Annotated in this window: 19 protein-coding genes; 9 read left to right on the forward strand and 10 right to left on the reverse strand. The window is 65.5% G+C overall.

The annotated features are described in order from the left end of the window. Positions 1-15 precede the first annotated feature (15 nt). Together TZ53_RS21800 and TZ53_RS21805 are read right to left on the reverse strand one after the other, a co-directional pair. Complete coding sequence (locus TZ53_RS21800) at positions 16-198, reverse strand: hypothetical protein (RefSeq protein ID WP_025547543.1); 183 nt, start codon at positions 196-198, stop codon at positions 16-18. A gap of 51 nt (positions 199-249) precedes the next feature. Continuing rightward, positions 250-945, reverse strand: coding sequence for a CDP-alcohol phosphatidyltransferase family protein (locus tag TZ53_RS21805; RefSeq protein ID WP_044662695.1), 696 nt, complete (start codon positions 943-945; stop codon positions 250-252). 401 nt (positions 946-1,346) lie between these two features. Here TZ53_RS21805 and TZ53_RS21810 point away from each other — a divergent pair, with 401 nt between their 5' ends. Genes TZ53_RS21810 through TZ53_RS21820 form a run of 3 tightly spaced genes read left to right on the forward strand, consistent with a single transcriptional unit; the run spans position 1,347 to position 1,974 of the window. Further along, positions 1,347-1,562, forward strand: a complete 216-nt coding sequence (locus tag TZ53_RS21810; RefSeq protein ID WP_044662696.1) for a hypothetical protein — start codon at positions 1,347-1,349, stop codon at positions 1,560-1,562. Continuing rightward, positions 1,559-1,801, forward strand: a complete 243-nt coding sequence (locus TZ53_RS21815) for a hypothetical protein (RefSeq protein WP_025547548.1) — start codon at positions 1,559-1,561, stop codon at positions 1,799-1,801. The genes TZ53_RS21810 and TZ53_RS21815 overlap by 4 nt, the downstream gene beginning before the upstream one ends. After that, entirely contained in the window at positions 1,774-1,974 is a 201-nt protein-coding gene (locus TZ53_RS21820) for a hypothetical protein (RefSeq protein ID WP_037481640.1), read from the forward strand. Before TZ53_RS21815 ends, TZ53_RS21820 begins: the two co-directional genes overlap by 28 nt. Positions 1,975-2,075: 101 nt before the next feature. Here the strand turns inward: TZ53_RS21820 and TZ53_RS21825 are convergent, their stop codons facing one another. Then, positions 2,076-2,762, reverse strand: coding sequence for a spermidine synthase (locus TZ53_RS21825; RefSeq protein ID WP_371873077.1), 687 nt, complete (start codon positions 2,760-2,762; stop codon positions 2,076-2,078). Positions 2,763-3,242: 480 nt separating this feature from the next. On the opposite strand from TZ53_RS21825, the gene TZ53_RS21830 reads away from it, so the two are divergent. The 6 genes from TZ53_RS21830 to TZ53_RS21855 all read left to right on the forward strand — a co-directional run bounded on the left by TZ53_RS21830 (position 3,243) and on the right by TZ53_RS21855 (position 8,673). After that, on the forward strand, positions 3,243-3,536 hold the full coding sequence (locus tag TZ53_RS21830) for a hypothetical protein (protein ID WP_128830691.1): 294 nt from the start codon (positions 3,243-3,245) through the stop codon (positions 3,534-3,536). A 158-nt stretch (positions 3,537-3,694) separates the two neighbouring features. Beyond that, positions 3,695-4,195, forward strand: a complete 501-nt coding sequence (locus tag TZ53_RS21835; protein WP_084694388.1) for a Csu type fimbrial protein — start codon at positions 3,695-3,697, stop codon at positions 4,193-4,195. Between the two features lie 11 nt (positions 4,196-4,206). After that, the gene (locus TZ53_RS21840) at positions 4,207-4,944 is read left to right on the forward strand and encodes a fimbrial biogenesis chaperone (protein ID WP_044662698.1); all 738 of its coding nucleotides are present in this window, start codon (positions 4,207-4,209) and stop codon (positions 4,942-4,944) included. After that, positions 4,925-7,252, forward strand: coding sequence for a fimbria/pilus outer membrane usher protein (locus tag TZ53_RS21845; RefSeq protein ID WP_229742411.1), 2,328 nt, complete (start codon positions 4,925-4,927; stop codon positions 7,250-7,252). Before TZ53_RS21840 ends, TZ53_RS21845 begins: the two co-directional genes overlap by 20 nt. Next, the gene (locus TZ53_RS21850; RefSeq protein ID WP_044662699.1) at positions 7,249-7,755 is read left to right on the forward strand and encodes a Csu type fimbrial protein; all 507 of its coding nucleotides are present in this window, start codon (positions 7,249-7,251) and stop codon (positions 7,753-7,755) included. The genes TZ53_RS21845 and TZ53_RS21850 overlap by 4 nt, the downstream gene beginning before the upstream one ends. 354 nt (positions 7,756-8,109) lie before the next feature. Next, positions 8,110-8,673 (forward strand): Crp/Fnr family transcriptional regulator, encoded by a 564-nt coding sequence (locus TZ53_RS21855; RefSeq protein ID WP_082718732.1) that lies wholly within the window; start codon positions 8,110-8,112, stop codon positions 8,671-8,673. 183 nt (positions 8,674-8,856) lie between these two features. Here TZ53_RS21855 and TZ53_RS21860 read toward each other — a convergent pair whose 3' ends face one another. The 7 genes from TZ53_RS21860 to TZ53_RS21890 form a co-directional block, all read right to left on the reverse strand. After that, a complete protein-coding gene (locus TZ53_RS21860) occupies positions 8,857-10,314 on the reverse strand; it encodes a TRAFs-binding domain-containing protein (protein WP_052628244.1) in 1,458 nt (485 codons plus the stop codon). A gap of 52 nt (positions 10,315-10,366) precedes the next feature. Beyond that, on the reverse strand, positions 10,367-10,966 hold the full coding sequence (locus tag TZ53_RS21865; RefSeq protein ID WP_044662700.1) for a hypothetical protein: 600 nt from the start codon (positions 10,964-10,966) through the stop codon (positions 10,367-10,369). Then, positions 10,967-12,679 carry a toll/interleukin-1 receptor domain-containing protein gene (locus TZ53_RS21870; protein WP_052628245.1) on the reverse strand — a complete coding sequence of 571 codons (1,713 nt, stop codon included), beginning with the start codon at positions 12,677-12,679 and terminating at the stop codon, positions 10,967-10,969. A gap of 409 nt (positions 12,680-13,088) precedes the next feature. Then, positions 13,089-13,904 (reverse strand): ferredoxin--NADP reductase, encoded by an 816-nt coding sequence (locus TZ53_RS21875; protein WP_044662701.1) that lies wholly within the window; start codon positions 13,902-13,904, stop codon positions 13,089-13,091. A 158-nt stretch (positions 13,905-14,062) separates the two neighbouring features. Continuing rightward, the gene (locus TZ53_RS21880) at positions 14,063-14,275 is read right to left on the reverse strand and encodes a hypothetical protein (protein WP_226870181.1); all 213 of its coding nucleotides are present in this window, start codon (positions 14,273-14,275) and stop codon (positions 14,063-14,065) included. 144 nt (positions 14,276-14,419) lie between these two features. Continuing rightward, complete coding sequence (locus tag TZ53_RS21885) at positions 14,420-14,737, reverse strand: hypothetical protein (RefSeq protein WP_025547568.1); 318 nt, start codon at positions 14,735-14,737, stop codon at positions 14,420-14,422. A gap of 112 nt (positions 14,738-14,849) precedes the next feature. Further along, the gene (locus tag TZ53_RS21890) at positions 14,850-16,445 is read right to left on the reverse strand and encodes a phosphoenolpyruvate carboxykinase (protein WP_044663208.1); all 1,596 of its coding nucleotides are present in this window, start codon (positions 16,443-16,445) and stop codon (positions 14,850-14,852) included. Positions 16,446-16,602: the final 157 nt, after the last annotated feature.

The following is a 16,602-nucleotide window of genomic DNA, read 5'->3' on the forward strand; positions in this document are numbered from 1 at the left end:
CGATGATCGGCTGCTTCAGAGGTCGGGCGGCAACAGGTCCTGGTCGGCGTCAAGACGCCGGTCTATCTCCTCGCCCAATCGGTCGAGCTGATCGAAGGACGCCCCGACCACCAGGATCGAACCGTCCTCCAGCGTCAGGCGCAACCGATAGCTTTCGCCGTCGGCCTCTATGGCGAAATGGGCGAGGCGCACGGTCATGACTGTCTCCCGATGATGAGCGCCCCCGCACCGATCCGGGGCGCCGCCGCCTCATTTGGAAGCATGGCGATGCGCCGTTTCCGCCAGAGCGAGCCTTCTGCCCGTGACCAGGGTCTGGCCGATGAAAAGAAGGATCAGGATCGAACCGGCCGTCCCGACGAAGAGGTCGAAGCCCGACCAGCGCCCGAACAGGCCTGGACCGGACCCCAGCACCATCATCATGACCGTCAGTCCGATCAGCAGCAGCCTGAGTTCGGTCGGCCCGGCGGAAAGATAGGAAAGCTTCAATTCCCCCAATACCCGCGCGGACAGAAAGGCATGGATCGACAGCAGCAGATAACCCGCCAGCGCGATCAGCGCGACATCCATCGTCACGAACGGGCTGAGGCCGATCCCGGCAAGGATGAGCAGCGTCGCCAGCCCATCGCAGCTATGATCGATGAAATAACCGTAGGACGGTCGCTCGATCCGCCGATACCGCGCCAGGCTGCCGTCCATGGAGTCACCGAACCACTGCACCGCATAGCCCGCAATCGCCAACAGCAGCCAGGCCGACGCGACGTTGCTGGCGGCATAGCCGGCGAATATCATCAGCGCGCCGACCATTCCGGTCGCCGTCAACCGGTCCGGCGTGACCCAGGCGGGCATCCGGCCGCACAGCCAGCCAAGCAACCGCCGCTCGTTCGCGGCAAGCCAGTTCTGCTGGATTCGGGAGAGCGATGGGGGAGATGGGGGCTGGATCGTCATGGGGCCTTGGATAACAGTCTGGAACAACGGGAGCGCCGCAGCGCCGTCATATTCGCGGCATCAGCCGCTCCGTCCGAAGACGCACCGTCCCGGAAGGATCGGCACGACGACCGATACGACCGGCGCGACCTGAAAGGAAAGACAATCTTCCTGCACGACATGCTCCCTCTGCGCGGGAGCACGCAAGTCTCTCTGTCGGATCGTGCGAAGCGGAAATCCGATGACTGCTGGTAGCATCCTCTGCATGACCCGAACAGAAGTTTTTGGAACTTGCACGACTTTCGCGCGAGACGGGAGCGGCCCCTTGTGCTACAGTTCCTTTATTGCGCGAAATTTGCCGCAAGCATTCGCCGTGACAGAGAGACCATCGTGCTCCCGCTTGCCAGCCGAGGAGCCTCGTCATGGAAGACCTGAACTATCTGCTCAAGCGCGAACAGGAAGAACTGCTGCGCGCCCGGACGGCGCACAGTCCGGAGGCCGGCCGCGTCCACGAACGGCTCGCGCAGGGATATGCGGCGCGGATCCGCCATCACCCCCATCCCTATCGTTCCAGGCGGGCGGACGGTTCGGCGCCCTTCAACCCCTTTCCCTTCAATGTGGAGGGCGGCGCGGCATGAGCAGGGTCGTCAACGTCCGCGCCACGCCGGACAGCATCAAGACGATGTGCACGAAGCACGCCTTCCGCATATCCGCGCTGGAGGAACTGGTTTCGGGCGGGGCGCGGGTCGTCCTGCTCGATCCGCGGGACGCGGACGCCTTCCGCGTCCTGATGAAGGACAGGCTGATCGAGGGCAGCGTCACGCGATCAGCGTCGCACATGGCCAGACAATGGACGCCGCCGGCACGATGGAAATAGTCATGAGCCAGTTCGATTATCTCGACCGTCGCAGAAAGGCCGAATTGAATCATGCCGATCTGGCCATCTGCCCGGTGGAGCGGACGAGGCATGAAGAGCAGGCAAGGGCCTATGCCAAGATCATCTCTGTTCTGCGCCGGGAAGAGGAAGAGGCGACATCACGCCATCGATAGCGGAATATAGCCGAATATTTGTCCCTGCATGCGCCAATATTATATGCTGGGCGAACGACAGAAGAAGAAATCCGGCGGGAAATGGGACGACTGAGCCGCTGTCAGCGCGAAGCGGCTGCCTTCCGGATGGCCGGGCCCGGCTTGGCGGCAAACCAGATATTGTGCCAGCGTTCCGTGCTGCCGATATAGGCCGGCAGGACGATCTCATCGACGTCGAAACCCGCTTCCTCCAGCCGCCCCGCAAAGCAATCGTCGGAATAGGAGGACCAGACGGACAACAGCCCGCCCGGCCGCAAGGCGTCATAGGCGGCGGAGAGTCCGGCATGCGAATAGAGCCGGTCGTTGCGCGACGTGATGAAACCGTCCGGACCGTTGTCGACATCCAGCAGGATGGCGTCGAACCGATCCGGCCCCTCCATGATGATGTCATAGACGTCGACCACCCGAACGCTGACGCGCGGGTCCGCGAGATTGTCCCTGAACAGATGCGCCAGCGGCCCCTTGGCCCACACCAGTATCTGCGGCACCAGTTCCGCGACCGTCACCAGCGCGTCGCAGGTCCAGGAACCCAGCACGGCGTCCAGCGTGAAGCCCATGCCCAGTCCCCCCACCAGGACATGACCGTCCTTCCTGTCGAGACGCTCGCTCGTCAGCGTGGCCAGCGCCATTTCCGAAACATGGTCCTGACTGCCCATCAACTCGTCGCGACCGAACTGGATGGAATATTCCTTGCCGCATTTGAGCAGGTGCAACTGGCCGCCGCCGGGAATGTCCGCGACATCCACCATTTCTATCGGCGGGCGGCCTCGGCGGGCGGCGGGGGATTGCCCCTGTCCGATGATCCCGGCCGGCCTGCCTTGCGGCTCATGGCCGGGCGGCCGCTGGCGGTGGGGCCGCTTTGGCGAGGCGTCGTTGCGATCCATGCCGTTCCTGTCGCATTTCAAGATCAATCGCGACGTAAACCAGCATGGCGTCCATTGCGCGGTGACGCCGTGCAATGCCCCGCCTGCCTTCCCTTTGCAAGGCCGCTGCGCATGCAGCCCCGAAGATCGCTGGCGGCCCGCATCGACATTCAGAAGAGGACGAGCCGAAAATGCCGGTTTTTCGTGATCCTCCAATGAGTGACGTGCATCCCCTGAATGGCGCATATTCAAGGCATGGGCAGCGCCGGATGCGCAACAGGCGCCATTTGCAGGCCATCAGGGCTGAATGTGGATACAGGCTAAATGGACGACCTGCGCGGTCGTCTATAGGGAGGAAGGAACGACATGCCCACCCATAGCCCGATGAAATCCGCCACGGCTCTGGCCATGCTTGCACTTGGCTCAACCGGAAGCGTCCATGCCGCCGAAGCGAAGCAGCGCATGGCCGTGGGCGCCGTGGTCGTGGCCCCATGCACCGTGGAGGGCCTGCGGGTGGATTGCATATCCGGCCAGCGCCCCCGGATATATATGGCCGGAAAAGCCACGACTTCGCCCGCTCCCGGCCATGGCGCGGAACCGGCGCACGCGGGGCAAGGCGCATCCCCTGCCGCCACCCGCTATATCGAGGTATCATTTTAACCTAAGCCTCGGAATAATCGGAACAACTTCGCGCCTTCCGCCGTTTCCTCCCTCGCGACGACCGGCATTGGGACAGACATGCTGCAGCCGGTCCCGCGATGCTCATGGAGTGCGCCTATAGCCAGAACAGGGCGCAGGATGCGTTACAGGAGATGCGCATGAAGCGGTATGGCAAAGGCCATCTGGCCGGGCTGCTGATATTCGGAATGGCTTTGCCGGACGCCGCGCAGGCGGCGCAGACGACGACGACATTCCCGGTGACGGCGACCGTCCTCACCGCCTGCGCCGTGACGGCGAACCCCCTCAGCTTCGGAAACTACGATCCCACATCGGCCACGCCGCTCGATGCCACGACCACGCTTTCGGTGCTGTGCACGGTCGGCACGTCCTTCACCGTCGGCCTGAACGCGGGCACGTCGAGCGGCGCCACCGTCACCAGCCGGAAGATGGTCAACGGCGCCAACCTCCTCAACTATGGCCTCTTCCGGGAGACGACGCGCACGAATAATTGGGGCAACACGCCGGGCACCGACACGCCGCCGGCCACCACCGCACCGGTGCTGCCCAGCACGCTCACCGTCTATGGCCGCATCCCGCCAAGCCAGAATGTGCCGGCGGGCGGCCATGCCGATACGGTCACCGTAACCGTCAACTACTGAAGCGCGAAAAGATGAACAGGGGATATGCAAGCGTTGCGGCAGCGGCGGCGATGCTCTTTGCGCCGCCCGTGCAGGCGGCGGGGCTCAAGGTCTTCCCGGTGCGCGTCGTGCTGACGCCGGCGGAACCGGTGCAGACGATGACGATAGAGAACAGCAGCAAGGAAAGCGCCCGCGTCCAGCTCCGCGTCTATGGCTGGCGGCAGGAAAAGGGCGAAGACGTGCTGGAGGAGACCCGCGACGTGCTCGCCAATCCCGCCCTGTTCGAGATGCGGCCCGGCGCCGTGCAGATCGCCCGCTTCGGCCTGAGGACGGGAACAGGCGCTGCGGAGAAGAGCTATCGCGTGATCCTGGAGGAGGTGCCCGGCACCCGCGCGGTTCCCGCCGGAACCGTCCAGACGCTCCTGCGGATCAGCATTCCGATCTTCGTGCCCCCGGCTCGCGGGTCGGGCAGGCTGGTCTGGCGCGCCTGGCCCAGCGGACCGCGCCAGATGACCTTCGCCATCCGCAACGAAGGCAACGCCCATGTGCAGATCAACCGCCTGATCCTGTCGCGCAAGGGCGGTCCGCAAGTGGCCCGGCAGGACATGTCGGTCTATCTGCTCCCCGGCTCCTCGCAGCAGGTCGTCCTCGACACTGCCGCATCCATCGCTTCCGGCCAGACCCTGAAACTCGACGCGATGACCGATCAGGCGGATGTCGCCGCGGAGATCGTTGCAGAGGAGCGGCCCCGTGAAGTCGCGCGCCCTTGAAGGGGCCATGGTCGCGCTCTGCCTCCTGTCCCGCCCCGCCGCCGCCCAGGCTCCCCCCGGCCATGGATCGCCGCCGGCCGCCGGGGAAGACGGCGACGGGCCCTCGCTGATGCTGGTCCGGCTTCTGGTCAACGGCCAGGCGCAGGAGGGCGAGATACTGGCCGGGCGGCGCGGCGACGCCTGGTTCCTGAAGGCCGCGGACCTCGAACGCTGGAAGATCCGCGCCGATGCCCCGCCCGTGACGATCGACGGAGAGGCGCTGGTCCCCCTCCCCTCCTTCATCACGCCCTCCTTCGATGCGGCCAGCCAGCAGCTTGACCTGACCGTACCCGCCGAACGGTTCGCGGTGCAGCGGCTTTCCGGATCGGCCGGCAGGCTGCTGCCCACAGCCGGCACCTTCGCCGCCTTCCTCAATTACGACCTGTCGGTCTCCCATCAGGACGAACTGGCCTCCTCCGCCTTCCTGGAAGCCGGCCTGTCGGACGATTGGGGCCTGTTCGCCAACAGCATGACGGTCGGGCAGAGCAGCGGCATCGGCAACGGCGTCGTGCGGCTCGACAGCTATTTCATCCGCGACGATCCCCAGGATCTCCGCCGACTGATCCTGGGCGATACCGTCACGACCAGCCCCGACTGGGGCCGCCAGATACGCTATGGCGGCGTTCGCTACGGCACGGAATTCGGACTCAGTCCCACCCTCATCACCTTTCCCACCCCCGCCTTTCTCGGCCGCACCGCCGTGCCCTCCAATGTCGAACTGCTCGTGAACAATGCCGTGCGCTTCCAGTCGGACGTCGATCAGGGGCCCTTCTCCATCGATCAGGTGCCTCTGGTGACGGGCGCGGGCGAGGTGACGCTGGTCGTGCGCGACGCCACGGGCGTCGAACGGCGCGTGCGCACGCCCTATTATGTCAGCCCCCGGCTGCTCAGCGCCGGGCTGTCCGCCTGGTCGTTCGAAGCCGGGGCGGAACGGCGCGACTATGGCATTGCCAGCTTCAGCTACGGCACCGCCTTCGCCGCGGGCAGCTACAGGCGCGGCCTGACGGACTGGCTGACCGTGGATGCCCGGGCGGAGGCGAGCGGCGACGTGCAAATGCTGGGCGGCGGCCTGTCGTTCGTCTGGCCGCTGCTCGGGGAATTCAGCCTCGCTTTGGCGGGATCGCGCGGGAGGGAGGGGAGCGGCGGCCTCTATCGCGCCTCCTTCGCGCGCATCACGCCGCGCTGGAACATCGCGCTCAGCTATCAGCGCGCGTCGGATGGCTTCGACCAGATCGGCATAGACCGCCCGGCGGACCGCATCGCGCGGCAGTTCCAGGCGTCGGCCGGGGCGTCGCTTGGCGATCTGGGCAGCATGGTCGTGACCTGGACCGACCTTGAATATGGCGACGGCAACCGGGCGAGGATCGGATCGGCCAATTACAGCGTCGGGATCGGCAGCCGCGCCTATATGAGCCTGTTCGCCCTCCGCAGCGACATGGCGGGTCGGGAACCGGAGGCGGTCGTCGGCCTTGGCCTCACCATTCCGCTGGGCACGCGGACCAGCGTCTATGCGCAGGGCGACAATCGCAACCGCCTGGCGGAAATACGGCGGACGGCGCCGCTTTCGGGCGGCTGGGGCTATCGCCTGGCGGGCAGCGAGGGCGAAAACGACCGGCAGCAGGCGGAAATGAACTGGCGCGGCTCCACGGGCGAGCTGAGCCTGGAGGCGGCCCGCTTCCGGGGCAAGACGGGCGTGAGGCTGCTCGCGAGCGGCGGGGTCATGTTCGCGGCCGGCGGCATCCATGCCTCCCGGCGGATCGAAAATGGCTTTGGCGTGGTCGAGGTGCCGGGGCAGGGCAATGTGCGCATCTATCAGGAAAACCGCCCCGTCGCGCGCACCGACCGGCGGGGCATCGCCATTGTTCCGGACCTGCGACCCTATGAGGCGAACCGGATTTCGCTGGCGCCGTCCGACCTGCCGCTGGACGTGCGGCTGCCCGACGACACGATGATCGTCGTTCCGCGGATCAGGGGAGCGGCCCATGCCCGCTTCCCGGTCGAGCAGGACCGGCCGGGCACGGTGGTCGTCGCCACCGCCGACGGCAAGCCGGTCGCAGCCGGCGCGAACGTACGCACCGACGGCGGCGAGACGCTGTTCGTCGGCTTCGGCGGAGAAATTTTCGTGCGCAATCTCCGCGAAGGGATGGTGCTGGAGATCGACACGGGCGGCGGCGTCTGCAAGGCGACCGTGACAGGCATCGCGCCGCGCGATACGCTGCCCCGCATCGGCCCCGTCGCCTGCGCGTTCCAGCGGGAGCCGGCGCCATGAGGCGGCGCGCTCAGGCCCTGACGGCCCTGCCGCTGCTGACGGCCATCCTGTTCCTGATGCAGCCAAGCCCTGCCCAGGCCGCCTGCAACGGTCTGGCCGGCTGCTCCTGCACGGTCACGGCCACCGGCATCAGCTTCGGCAACTATAATCCGCTCTCGCCCACCGCGACCGACGCGACGGGTACGATCAACGTCCATTGCGATCTTCTGGTGGCGCTGGCCGGCTCCTACACGATCGACATCAGCGCCGGCAGTTCCGGCAGCTTCGCGCCACGCACGCTGCGAAGGGGCGCCGCTGCCCTCAACTACAACCTCTACACCAACGCCGCACGCACGCAGATATGGGGCAACGGCACCGGCGGATCGGTCAACGTCACGCGCACCGTCCTGGCATTGCTGGTATTCAACGACAGCGTCACCGTCTACGGCCGCATCCCGGCGGGACAGAATGTGGCGGCCGGCGCCGGCTATCTCGACACGCTGACGGTGACCGTCACCTATTAGGGCAGCGTATACGGGCCGGCGTCAAGCTGAGCATGTAGGCGCCTTCTCCCGCCCAACGCCTTTGTCGGAGATCGACGAAGCGTGATGCACGTCACGCGCAAGATAGGAAGAGGCGCTTATTGTTCCGCCCGCGACCCGAGGAACTCAGGCTTGCCTGATTTCCAACTCAGGGCCCGGCAGCCTTCGCGCTGCTGGGCCTTTTTTTGAGAGCCATCAGCCGGTAGGTTCGACCGCGCTGGCCCACATGGTTTTTGGGGGAAGAGCTTGCTTGAGACGGAACGGCTGGCCGTTATCAGAAGCGTGTTTTCATGTGGGCAGGCAGGTGCCGAGGCTCTGGCGTCCGCCGTTCGCGACATGGTTTTTCCGCACAAGGCCGTCGTCGCGCATCAGGGCGACCTGGCCGATCATTGCTGGGTGGTCGTGGAGGGCGCCGCCCAGGCCCAGATCAACTCGGCCGATGGCCAGTTGACCTTGCTCGCTTCCCACGGGCCGGGCGAAATCTTCGGCAGCTATCCCGAACCGGCGGCGCTGCGCAGCGACATCGTCGCGCAGGGTTCGCTCCATCTCCTCTGCATCGAAACCTCGGCATTGGTGGACCTGGCGCGGCACAGCGCGGATATCGCCCATGGCCTCAGCCTGCTGTTCGCGCGGCAGTTGGACGTGATGCTGGACCGCATGGCCGCCAGGACCACTTTGACGGCGAATGGCCGGGTCTATGCCGAACTGCTGCGCCTTGCGGGCGCCTCCAACCGCATCGAGCCGCCGCCCGTGCTGTCCGCGCTGGCGCTGTCGGTGCATACCACGCGGGAGACGACATCCCGGGCCATTGCGCATCTGCTGCGGCGGGGCATCGTCAGCCGGACAGACGAGGCGCTGGAGATACTGGCGCCGCGCCTGCTCGCCGAATTGATAGCCTGAAGCCTGCCCGGACCACGCCATGCGGAGATCGGGCCTGCAAGCGCCGATTCTCCTCCCGGTCGCGGAAGCCGGATCCTCGCACATCCTGAGCAACGTCCGATGAACCGGAGCCGCTCAACATCCGTTCGCCCTCAGCTTGTCGAAGGACTCAGCGCGGACCAGAAGAGGTGATTCCCCCCAGGCTCAGGGAAACAGGCCATAAAGCGCCAGGTCGCCCGACGCCGTCCTGATGTCGCCCATCGGCTGCACATTCGCCTCCGGCGCGTGCAGGGCAAGGGCAAGGGCGGCCGACTCGCTCAACGCCACCGCCCCCTCCAGGTCCGCGGCGGCGATCATGAGCGCACGATCCCAGCGTCCGTCCTGCGTGTCGGCCAGGGCGCGGTAATCCAGCGCCAGCCGGGCCTCGGGATGGTCGCCGCGCAAAGCAGCGGCCCTGTGGGCCGCGTCGGCAAGGGAAGACAGGCCATAGGCATGCTGCCCCTCCTGCCCCACCAAGAGCGTCGCATCCCCGCCGAAGTGGAAGGGCAGGGATTCCGGAACGGCGATCAGCGCCACGACTTCCGCCTCCGGCGACAGGGCGACCTGAGCAGCGTTGCTCCGTTCCAGCGCCAGCCGATCCAGCCGCAGCCCCAGCGCTTCCCAGCCTGCCATGTCGCCTCCCCCCTCCTCGCCCCGCCCGACGATCTGCAAGGCGCGGGCGGAGGATTGCAGGCGCCTGGCCTCGCACAGGGCCAGCCCCATGGCGGCCTGCCTCGACACCTCGACGGATGCATTGCTGAGCGGTTGCCAGTCGTCCATTTCCCTGACCGACACCGCCCTTCCCATCAACGCATCGAACCGATCGGCCCATGCCGGACCGAAAGGATCGACCGACGCCGCCCGGAACAGTTCGGCCGGACAGGGCAGAACGACATGCAGCTGGCGGCCCGCCTCAATGGCCGCCTCCGCCACCAATATGTCCGCCCCGGCGGCCAGCGCCCCGATCACCATGGAAGGGGCCAATGCATCCACCGCCCCGGCAATCGTGCGGGCCGCCTGGGCGTCATCGGCTGCAAGGCCCAATATTCCCTCGAAATAGAGCGGCGAAGCCGGACGGTGGCGGTCCAGCCAGTCCGCCGGCCGTCCCGCCTCCGCCAGGATCATCGCGAACTGTCGCAGCGTGGAGGCATGGTCTTCCCACGCTTCGGGCTGATGCCCGATGGCCTGCCGCAGCATCCGTTCGGCATCCTGGGTCCGGCCCAGCAGCAGCAGCGCTTCGGCCCGCGTCGCATCGATCCAATAGGGCGTCTCGGCGGCGCGCAGCGGATCGTCGAGCAGCGTCATCACGGCATTGGCCAGCGTCACCGCCGCCTCGTGCCGCCCTGCCACATAGGCCAGCGTCGCCGCGTTGATCAACGGATAGGTCGCATGCGAAAGGGCGGAAGCACGCTCATAGGCGGTGATGGCCCGGTTCAACAATTCTTCCCGCGCCGCGCCGCTCTCGCCCGCCGCGCGGTCCTTCAGCAGGCGTCCGTAAACCGTCAGCACATCCGGGTCGTCCGATTGCGGCGACAGGCCGGCGGCATGGAATGTGGTCCAGGCCTGTTCCAACGCGCCCGCCCGGGCCAATCGCGTGATGCTGTTAAGCTGCGGCCTGATCATTTCCCGCCTTGTCCCACAAGCGCCCGTCCGCCGCCACCGGATTCGCGCGATCCTATTTCCGCGGTCCCTTGCTGACGCCGTCGGGATCGATCGCCAGGACAACCCCCGAATCGCCGCCATGTTCATAACGGCCGCGAATATAGAGATTGAAGATGAAGCCCTGCTCCTCCCCTTCCTTCAACGGTTCGCCGGTATAGCCGTTGCACATGTAGTTGCGGCAGCGCAGCGCCGGATAGCCGCCGATGTCGGTCATCTCCAGGTCGTAGAAGCTGCGGTTGGGCGCCACCGGCGCGGGCGGCGGGGGCAGCGAACTGTTTTCCTTCTTCTCCACGAACCAGATCGGATCGGTGTCCTTTCCGTCATGGAAGCTGTAGCCGGGCGCATCCAATATGATGGTGAAGAAGCACATATATTCGACGAAGGCGATGTTCTCGAACCCATAGCCCCTGAATTCGGGATATTGCGCGGGGTCGCGGGACTGCGCCATCTTCAGCAGGCGCGCCTCCGTGGCCTGCAGTCCGCGTTCGCAGATCGGCGCGAACCAGCGGCTGACATTCCACGCGCCTTCCCGCACGCGAATGGAGAGCAGGGTAACATGATCGATCTTGTCGCCGGGGCCGATGGTCCTGACACTGTTCCCGTAAGGCAGCATTCACTCCCCCTTTGCCGAAGCCCTGTCATTCGACTGTGCTATAGCATCCAGACGCCGGATCGACGTAGCCCGAAATGCCGGGTCCGCCGCGGCCGTCGGACTTGCATCATGCATGATCCGACGAGCTTGGTCGACCAGTCGGTGGACCTCCGCGCCCTGGTGGCGCGCCCTCGCCACCTCGGCTGCATCCATCAGCAGCCGCAAATGCTGCTCGAACCAGTTCTGGTTCTCCGGATCGCGCTGGCGCAGCGCCGAAGACTGGCTCCGCGCATCGCGCAGCAGCCTGACCGCCTTGGCCGTCTCACCGGTCTCGAACGCGATCCGCGCAAGCGAACGGGTCGCCACCAGAGTGTCATAGGCGATGTCGCCATTTTGCGGATCTTCCCGCCGCAAGGGTTCGAGCAGCCTCAGTTGCTCCAGCCGATGCTGCTCCGACGCCCGGAAGTCGCGGCGGTCGAAATGCACGTCGGCCAGCCGCGCATGGCGTTCGGCCACCTCCATGCGAATGTTGAGCGATCCGGGATCGGCCTGCTGCGCCCGCTGGAACCAGTAGAGCGACTTCGCATAATTCCGGATCGCATCGTCATGGTCGTTCTTCGATTCCCATTGGACCGAAGCGATGTTGCTGAGCGCATAGCCCATTTCCGTGAAGCTGCGCGCCGCCTGGGGCTGATACCGGAAAAGCTCGCGGGCCCAATGCAGATAGGCCCGATAATGCCTGAGCGCGGCGTCAGCCTGCCCGGATAGCTGATCGACCTGCCCGATCCAGAATTCGCTCTGCGCGTGGACGAAGATCCATTCGGGCCGCTGGGGATCGTCGTCCAGCAGAGCGGTGGTGGTGCGATGCGCTTCCTCGAACTTGCGCCGCGCCGCCGGCAGGCTGCCGCGCGCAATATCGTCCTCCCCCATCGCCTGAAGGATGCGCGCCCGCCTTTCCAGGCTGTCGTCCGGCAAATCGTCGAGGTCGCCCTGGTCGCGATAATAGTTCATCGCCCGGTCGTTGACGACGGTCAGGGCATCCAGGCGACCGACGCTGCGCAGACGTTCCCGCAAATCGGTCAGCATGAATTCAATGATCCCTTCTGCTTCGGCGCGTTGCCGCTCCGCTTCCCGCTGCGCTTGCAAGGCCGCAATCGACAGCGCGAGAAAAGCTAGCATGACCAGCAGCAGGGCCAGCGTGACAGCCGTCACGCGCCGGACGCGCCGCTGCGCATCGCGCTGCACCAGCCGGTCCAGGCCGATCCCGGCCAGCCCGGCAATGATCTTCAGGGTGCCCAGCCGAACGCCGTCGCCCTCCCGCCGAAGGTCGGCGGCAAGCGGTTCGCCACCGTCCCGCAACGCAGGCGGAAAGGCCTCTTCCGGTTCGCCTTCGATGATCGCGGCCAGGATCGGCCGGTCGGGATGGAGGACGCGGAACAGGCGGATTTCCTTGTCCACCCAGGGCGAAGCCGCCGCATGGGGCGAACACAGGACCACCAAAGCCGCCGATCGGGAAAGCGCCTGCTTCACCGCCTCCGACAGGTCGGCCGCGGCAGGCAATTCGTCGCGGTCGCGGAAGATCGGGCCAAGCCGCCGCCCGCCGTCGGACCGCATGGCGCCCTTGGGCAGCCGATAGGATTCCAGCCGCCGTTGCAGCCCGCGCGCGGCCCGAACGTCCCTGTGATTATAGCTCAGGAAGGCGGTGTAGGCCGCCTTCGCACTGTCTGCCCGCATCTCCACAAATCGCGCCGTCGCCCCTTCCTACGCCGGAGGTGGACTGCTTATCGCGATGTTCCACCGAAAAATCGACCGCTTTGCCGAATCGCCCGCTGCCGCAACGGCCGAATGGAGCCGCATCCCGGGCGCGACTCGCCGCGGGGGCCATGCGCGGACGCCGGAACATATCCGATAAACCGTTCATAATGGACGATGATCATCTTGCCTTCGGCACGGGAAAGGGAAACAAGGATATGGACCGGCCAGAAGCAAAGCCTCGGGTCGCAGCCGGTTCATTGCGATGACATCGTCCGGCGCCGTTGCGATGCCGGCCTTGCGCCGCCTGCCCCCATCATGAAGACCATCCACGGAAAAGCAGAAGGGCCGGCATCGCCGCCAGCCCTTCCCTTGCCGATGCCGCAGGCAATCAGCCTACGAAGGCGCGCTCAATAACATAGGCGCCCGGCGCGGCGTTGGAGCCCTCGGCAAAGCCCTGTTCCTCGAAATAGGCGCCGAACTGCTTGATCATCTCCATGCTGCCGCACATCATGATCCGGTCGGTCTCGGGATTGAACCTCGGCTCGCCTGCAATCCCTTCGAACAGCGCGCCCGTTTCCACCAGCTTGTCGATGCGGACGTTGTTGCGGAAGGGTTCGCGCGTCACGGTCGGCACATAATGGAACTGGCTGGCCGCCTGCTCCGCCACCAGCGGGTCGTCCGCCAGCTTGCCCGACAGCTCGTCATGGAAGGCAAGGTCGCTCACCCGGCGGACCGAATGCACCACCACGACCTGCTCGTAAAATTCATAGACGTCCGGATCGCGCGCCAGGCTGAGGAAGGGCGCCAGGCCCGTGCCGGTCGACAGCATGAACAGCCGCTTGCCCGGCAGCAGCGCGTCCGTGACGAGCGTGCCGGTCGGCTTACGCCCCAGATAGATCTGGTCGCCGGGCTGGATCAGTTGCAGTTTGGACGTCAGCGGCCCGTCCTGCACCTTGATCGACAGGAACTCCAGTTCCTCGTCCCAGGCGGGGCTGGCGACCGAATAGGCGCGCAGCAGCGGCTTGCCATTGTCGCCCTGCAAACCGATCATCACGAACTCGCCCGACCGGAAGCGGAAGCTGGCCGGCCGCGTGATGCGGAAACTGAACAGATGTTCGTTCCAATGCCGCACCGACAGCACGGTTTCCACTGAAAGCGCGCCGGTCGGTTCCAGCACCGGCTTTTCGATCGTCACGTCGTTCAAAACCTTTTCCCCTGCCAAATCCAGGGCGACTGTCGCGGGTAAGAGCGTCAGTTGCGTGGGCTTCGCAATAAGCTATGCAGCGCGAATGCCCCTTGGGACGTTCCAAGGCAAGGCGAAAAAAACTTGTCCGTGCGAAAGCTGGCGATCATCCGCGCGGATCAGGACCGCGGGCAAAGCGGCGGCACCGCGCGACGCGCCGGAACGCAGCAGGGAAGATTGCGCGTCTCCGGCGCATTCAGGGCGCGGTAGCTGGGCACGCAGGCCCCGTCCTGCATCCATTCACCGGACAGAAATTGGCTCTGCGCCTGCGCGTTGCTGCTCAATATCGCTGCAATGGCGGCGCTGCCGCGCAGCATATCCCCCATCATCATGATTTTCCCCTGCTCCCGGAGCGCCGACACGCCCGTCCCGCAGCAAGCTCATAATCGCTTATCTATCCAAAAGCATACCCAATCCGGGGTATGTCCGGCCATTTCCGCAAAATCCGTCATCCCAGCGCGCGCCGGGACGGCGGATCAGCCGAAAAGACCTTTGGCCAGCCCGCCCAGTTCGTTGAGCGGATTGCCGTCGCCATCCCGGTCGAACAGGCCGCCGATCTTCGCCAATATGGCTTCCGGGCCGCCGAAATGGGCGAACAGCTCCTGCAACTTGTCCGCCGACACGCCATGTTCGGCGGCCGTGGTCGCCAGCGCGGCGACATCGGTCTCGCCCGAAGCGATCTTGCCGCCGATTTCGCTCATCAAGGCCTGCATCTGGTCGGGCTGAAGGCCGATCTTCGCGGCAACCGCCTCCAGGCCACCCATATTGCCCAGCAAATCGTCGAACAGTGCCATAGCTCATATCCCGCTGAAGTTTGATGCAGGATAGCATTCCGTCCCGCCGACGGGAAGCGAAAGAGGCCGGAAGATCGCTCCCCGGCCCCTGTCGTTACGAAATGCGGGCCTGTCAGGCCGCCGTCAGCGCCGCGTCGCGCACCGACGCATCGACATGATCCTCGAACTGGGCGAAATTGTCGACGAACTGCTTGACCAGCTTGCCGGCGGTTTCGTCATAGGCCGCCTTGTCGGGCCAGGTCGCGCGCGGATCGAGTATGGTCGAATCCACGCCCGGAACCGCAACCGGCACCTGGAAGCCGAAATTGGGATCGGTGCGGAATTCGGCGTTGTTGAGGCTGCCGTCGAGCGCCGCGTTCAGCAGGGCCCGCGTCACCTTGATCGGCATGCGCTTGCCGACGCCATATTTGCCCCCGGTCCAGCCGGTGTTGACCAGCCAGCAGGTCACGCCGCCCTTGTTGATCCGTTCCTTCAGCAGGTTGCCGTAAACGGAAGGGTGACGCGGCATGAACGGCGCGCCGAAGCAGGTGGAGAAGGTCGCGGACGGCTCCGTCACGCCGATCTCCGTCCCGGCGACGCGCGCGGTATAGCCCGAAAGGAAATGATACATGGCCTGGTCCGGCGTCAGCCGCGCGATCGGCGGCAAAACCCCGTAAGCATCGGCGGTCAGGAAGATGATGTTTTTCGGCACCGGCCCCAGATTCTTCTCCGACGCATTCGGGATGAAGTCGATCGGGTAGGAACCCCGGCTGTTCTCGGCCAGGCTGTTGTCGTCCAGGTCGATCTCGCGGGTTTCCTCGTCGATCACGACATTTTCCAGCACCGTGCCGAACCGCTTGGTGGTGGCGAAGATCTCCGGCTCGGCCTCGGCCGACAGGTTGATCATCTTGGCGTAGCAGCCGCCCTCGAAATTGAAGACGGCGGTGTCCGACCAGCCATGCTCGTCATCCCCGATCAGCGTGCGGCTGGCATCGGCCGACAGGGTGGTCTTGCCCGTGCCCGACAGGCCGAAGAAGACCGCCGTGTCGCCGTTCGGACCGATATTGGCCGAACAGTGCATCGGCATCACGCCCCGCGTCGGCAGCAGATAGTTGAGGATGCCGAAGACCGACTTCTTCATCTCTCCGGCATAGCGGGTGCCGCCGATCAGGATCAGCTTCTCGGTGAAGTTGACCGCGATCACCGTCTCGCTGCGGGTGCCGTGACGGACCGGATCGGCCTGGAAGGTGGGCAGGTCGATGATCGTATATTCAGGCGCGAAATCCGCCAGCTCCTCCGCGCCCGGACGGACCAGCAGCGTGCGGATGAAGAGGTTATGCCAGGCGAATTCGTTGATGATCCGCACGTTGACGCGATGCTCAGGCTGCGATCCGCCGAACAGATCGGCAATGTACAGCTTGTCCTTCTGCCCCAGGGCGGCGAAGAAATCGGCCTTCAGCGCGGCGAAATGCTCCGGCGTCATGGGCACGTTGGTCTTGCCCCACCAGACGGTGGATTCGGTTTCCGCGTCCCTGACGATGAACTTGTCGCTTGCCGACCGCCCGGTATGCTTGCCGGTCTTGACCACCAGCGGGCCGTCCTTGGCCAATATGCCCTCGCCATTGGCAAGCGCGGCTTCGACCAGCGGCGCGGTGCCCAGATTCCAATATTGATCGGCGCTGGTGGAAATGCCCTGCCGATCGAGGGTGAAAGAGGATTTGGCCTGCACGCCTTTACTCCTGAATATCATTATGTCCGGCCGCCATCTTATCATGTTCACGGCCGGTCCGCCTCTCAACGCCGCGATCTTCGCCGCTTGGCGCCATCTGCTGCAGACCTAGCGGGCATAAGCCTTTGCAGAAGATGCGTCAAACCCCGGGAAACCC

Source organism: Sphingobium sp. YBL2, from assembly GCF_000943805.1.
In the GTDB taxonomy this organism is placed as follows: domain Bacteria; phylum Pseudomonadota; class Alphaproteobacteria; order Sphingomonadales; family Sphingomonadaceae; genus Sphingobium; species Sphingobium fuliginis.